The organism is Moorena sp. SIO4G3, from assembly GCF_010692305.1.
In the GTDB taxonomy this organism is placed as follows: Bacteria; Cyanobacteriota; Cyanobacteriia; order Cyanobacteriales; family Coleofasciculaceae; genus Moorena; species Moorena producens_A.
The window spans coordinates 1-4,216 of sequence record NZ_JAAHIG010000556.1 but is presented as its reverse complement, the minus strand read 5'-3'; the positions used below and the strand labels follow the sequence as shown (position 1 = coordinate 4,216).

Annotated in this window: 2 protein-coding genes and 3 pseudogenes; 1 reads left to right on the top strand and 4 read right to left on the bottom strand. The window is 39.1% G+C overall.

The annotated features are described in order from the left end of the window. Positions 1-649 precede the first annotated feature (649 nt). Together F6J99_RS42615 and F6J99_RS42610 are read right to left on the bottom strand one after the other, a co-directional pair. Positions 650-742, bottom strand: a pseudogene (locus F6J99_RS42615) (RNA-guided endonuclease TnpB family protein); the annotation flags it as partial. Between the two features lie 598 nt (positions 743-1,340). Next, positions 1,341-2,165 (bottom strand): annotated as a pseudogene (locus F6J99_RS42610) (IS5 family transposase). A 558-nt stretch (positions 2,166-2,723) separates the two neighbouring features. Here F6J99_RS42610 and F6J99_RS42605 point away from each other — a divergent pair. After that, a complete protein-coding gene (locus F6J99_RS42605) occupies positions 2,724-3,362 on the top strand; it encodes a DUF4430 domain-containing protein (protein ID WP_293122862.1) in 639 nt (212 codons plus the stop codon). A gap of 286 nt (positions 3,363-3,648) precedes the next feature. Here F6J99_RS42605 and F6J99_RS42600 read toward each other — a convergent pair whose 3' ends face one another. Then, positions 3,649-3,774, bottom strand: coding sequence for a hypothetical protein (locus F6J99_RS42600; RefSeq protein ID WP_293122859.1), 126 nt, complete (start codon positions 3,772-3,774; stop codon positions 3,649-3,651). Positions 3,775-3,896: 122 nt separating this feature from the next. Further along, positions 3,897-4,216 (bottom strand): annotated as a pseudogene (locus tag F6J99_RS42595) (photosystem II q(b) protein); the annotation flags it as partial.

Genomic DNA, 4,216 nt, shown 5'->3' with positions numbered 1-4,216 from the left:
ACCCAATTGCAGAACTGAGACCACACAGAGGTGTTGCTCTGTTGTAATACAGTAGTCATGTTCTTATGATTGCGGGTATGAATATGAAGTTATCGAGGTTCGTCCGGCTTGTGTGCGCCTTCATGTACTTATGTTAAGTAATATATTTAGTTTTGTAAAGGGTTTTTCGAGTAATTTACCCTCAGGTTATTAAATACTGTAAATAAGTGAGACTTATATTACGTAAGTATTGACAAATAAAAATTAAGGTGATATTGGAAGAATAGGTAAACCAAAATAGCGCTACGGGCAAGGCAAGAGGCAAGAGGCATGCATGCAAAAAGCATGCATGCAAAAGTTGAGTACAATAGGTTTTCAGCTTCTATCAATGTCAAACACCTTAATGGGTAGTGCTATGTGCGGCTCGTTCCAACTAGGAACCTTCAGCAACTGGAGGAGTATGAGTTGGGGGATTCATGAAAATAAAACTTCTGAATTCTAACTGTCTAGAGGATGTCGGTGAAAGCCCGACCCATAAGGAGATATGTGACTGTGCGATTCGTTGACTATAAACCTTACCCTATAAAGGTTTGGGAGATTAGTCGCCAGGTAATTGAACCTTGACAACTTGATAACCATGTTGGTGAAATACCAACCCGGAGACAAAACCTTAGAATAGTGCAGCCTTAGTACAAAACCTTACTCCTATGATGCCTAACCTGCTGACCATAAAGGCTGCACTATTCTTTCGGTAACTTCTGACCCTCGTGAAATCCGAGTGACAGCCTTACCCCTACCCACTGAGTCGTAACAAGCTAAGTGGGTAAAGCGGGGTCGAACGGTGGGCGTTGCTGAATTAAAGAATGAATGCCCGATTATCTGGTTTTATTACAGCCCCCTAAATCCCCCAACTTTGGGGGACTTTAAGAGTTTTGTTCCCCCCAGAATTGGGGGGCTAGGGGGGCAAAACCATACCCAAAATCAGCAACGCCCAAATCTTTGCAGTTGCTCGTAATTTTGCGCTGAATATCTATCGCTCCAATGGCTTCTCCAATATGGCTCAAGCACAGCGATACTGCCAATTTGGACGCTCACACACAAAGAGCGCATTTTTAGAATGAAATAGCCCTGTGTTTTCATTGGTGGCCTCAAACAACAGAACTCTTGCATAAATATTTTGTGATATAATCAGGGTTTGTTTTTGTTTAAAATTTTTGGTGTAAAAATAGTAATAATCTCCCCAGGTTTTCGAGCAACTTTTGTGGCGTGAGTGCTCAATTATAAAATTTGACATGAAGTCCCAATTCAGTTATTAAATAATCCCTGAATGTCTAACTATAAATTGAATTTTTTAGCTGATTTTATCCCGCTAATTCTCGATTATAAATTCCCGCAATCAAATTAGCCCTTAATCCAAATCTTTGATGGCGATTTCGATATCGATAAGACAGGATTTTAAAGATTTTTAGCCGACGATTAACATGTTCAATAACAAGTCTTAATCGATTTAGTTCTCGATTATATTTTTTCTGTGCTTTGGTGAGATTTTTTCCCTTAGGTTTCTTAATAGGAGTTTCACTCAATTCATGAATATTGGAGATTCCTTGATATCCTTTATCAGCTATAATTTTAACTAATTTGTTGATTTTTATTCCACTAGTTTTAAATAGTTGAAAATCATGCATTTTCCCCTTTCAATGTCTTAAGCATAGTATTTTAAACGTTTTTTGCTCAATAATGATTTGTGTTTTTAAAGTATGTTCTTTTTGTTTTCCACTAAAAAAACTTTTTTGGTACTTTTGAGGTTTTTCAATTGGACTTTCCATGACATCCATTACAATCAACTTTTCATTCAAAGAAGATTCTAATAATTTTTTCTTGCCTGGTAAACTAAATTCTCCCGAGCGAATTAATATATTTTCAATTTTATGAACCGTTCGATAAACTGTAGATTCTGAAACTTCCCAGTCCATGCCGATATGATAATACGAGCGATATTCTCGCCAATATTGAATAACCATTAATACTTGATCTTCAATTGTTAATTTAGGGGGACGACCGGTTTTCTTTTTACTAGCATCTTTCCCTTTAACTAAACAAACCATTAGCCTATAAGTTTTGGGACTAATTCCTGTAAGTCGTTTGAATTTTTTAGAGGATAGTTTTGTGGCTTTCCAATATTTCATGCTTAACTTCGGTCGGTTGTATAAAAAATAATTAATCTTTAATTATATATATCACAAAAAACTTTTGCAAGAGCTCTAACGTTTGCGATAACTGATTAGCCGGATTTGATATTAGATGCGTTTACCCTGGACTGTAGGACTTGAGGCTCTTCGAGAGCGCAACGGACATAAGGTTGAGTATGTTAACCGGCGAGGCGTGAAATAATCCTTTACAAACATCTCTTTTTTTCTCTGGGACTACTTATCATCCGAAATTGTTATTAAAATGGAAAGTGTCTGGAAACTGGGGGGGTGAAATGCAAGCTGAAATCCTTACTGGGTAGTCATTTCAACCCATAAGTTACAAAAATCTACATGCTGTTTTGGGCTGGCATTATACGTAGTTATAAGGGTTTGAGCTTGCCATTAAATGAATCGAGGGTTAATTTGGGACTGTATCTTCCCTAAGCTGATTTGCATCAAAGCCTTATCTACTAAGCTTTTTAGGGCTCATGTCACCTCCTCAGGTCTGGAAAATTGGAGAAAATTGGGTAATTGCTCACCGTGGAGGTAACAACAATGAAAGTATTCTTTAGTCTTCTTGCAATCTTTCTAAGCACTTGCTTTTGGTTCAGCGTCCCTGTTCTTGCTTTAGATGAACAAGTCACTGCTTCCTTTGTATCGGCAGATATCAAGTTGGCTAATTTACCTCGATGTTATTGGATGGAGAATTATACAGGTAACTACAACTGGGTTGATGCACCTCAAGGCAATATTTCCAAGCAAGAATGCCATAAACTTGACAGTTGTGATGGCGGACTAGGCGAATCTGGTGGTGGTTGTTACAAATGGGCCATAACAGCCAATGGTCCCAGAATTCCTTGGACTTGTTCTGGAGCTAAAGGTACTGTCAACTTCAAAGTTGATTTTCCAATTGGTTCAGACCTTGATACATATGCCCCTTGGATTGAAAATAGCACTGTTAGCTTAGCGATGCGTAATCTATCTGAGTTAGGGGAGCTACAATTCAAGACTAAATTTTCTTGTCCCTTTGGAGATTTAGTCACCAGTATTGATAGTGTTCCTCCTGGGCAAGATCAGTTTTGGGCTTTATTCATTAATAATAATTTTTCAGAATTTGGGATCGACACAGCTATTTTGAAAAATGGTGATTCCGTTCTTTGGAAGATTTGCTCATCATCCTTTGGCTGTCCCTAATAATACTCGGAAGCTTGTACTGAGTCCAGGGTAAACGCATCTTATTTTGAAATGCCTACTGGATATGAGATTCATAGGATAAGTATTTATGCTTATTAATTTTGAAATCTATTCTGAGTAAGGCTTTTAGAATTTAGATGCGTTTGCCCTGCTTACTATATTGATATGGTCGATACTCAGGCGTTTCCCACTGAAGTTAGTGCTTATCCTGCGATTACAGTCATCAAGTGCCAAAAGTCCGAAGTTGTTCGAGTTGCTCATCGACCATTAGTTGAATACAACACACTTAAGAAACTATAGCAATTCTACGACTTGTGAGGTACAAATATCTAGGTTTTAGGGACTTCGGAGCAGGGAGCAGGGAGCAGGGATTAGGCAAGAGCCAAGAGTGAAACAATTCTGTGTACCTCATGAGTCCTAGAAACGCTATATATAGCGATCGCAACCAGATCAAATGGCATAGATCAAAACAAAAAAGCGCTCCCCATCTGGAGAGCGCTTTGTTTTAACTTAGCAAATTATGCCAAGTTGAAATTAGCCGTTGATAGCTGGAGCAGTCAAAGCTACAGGAGTAGCTTCAGCCGCAGCTAGGTCTAGAGGGAAGTTGTGAGCGTTACGCTCGTGCATGACCTCGAAACCTAGGTTGGCGCGGTTAAGTACATCAGCCCAGGTGTTGATCACGTGACCTTGTGAGTCGATGATGCTCTGGTTGAAGTTGAAACCGTTGAGGTTAAATGCCATGGTGCTGATGCCCAGTGCAGTAAACCAGATGCCGATTACAGGCCATGCACCTAAGAAGAAGTGCAAGGAACGGCTGTTGTTGAAGGAAGCGTATTGGAAGATTAAACGACCGA

What these genes read in the sequence shown, in the direction of transcription:
- F6J99_RS42600 (WP_293122859.1), bottom strand. Translation starts at nt 3,774, where the DNA reads ATGAGGTACACAGAATTGTTTCACTCTTGGCTCTTGCCTAATCCCTGC.
- F6J99_RS42605 (WP_293122862.1), top strand. Translation starts at nt 2,724, where the DNA reads ATGAAAGTATTCTTTAGTCTTCTTGCAATCTTTCTAAGCACTTGCTTT.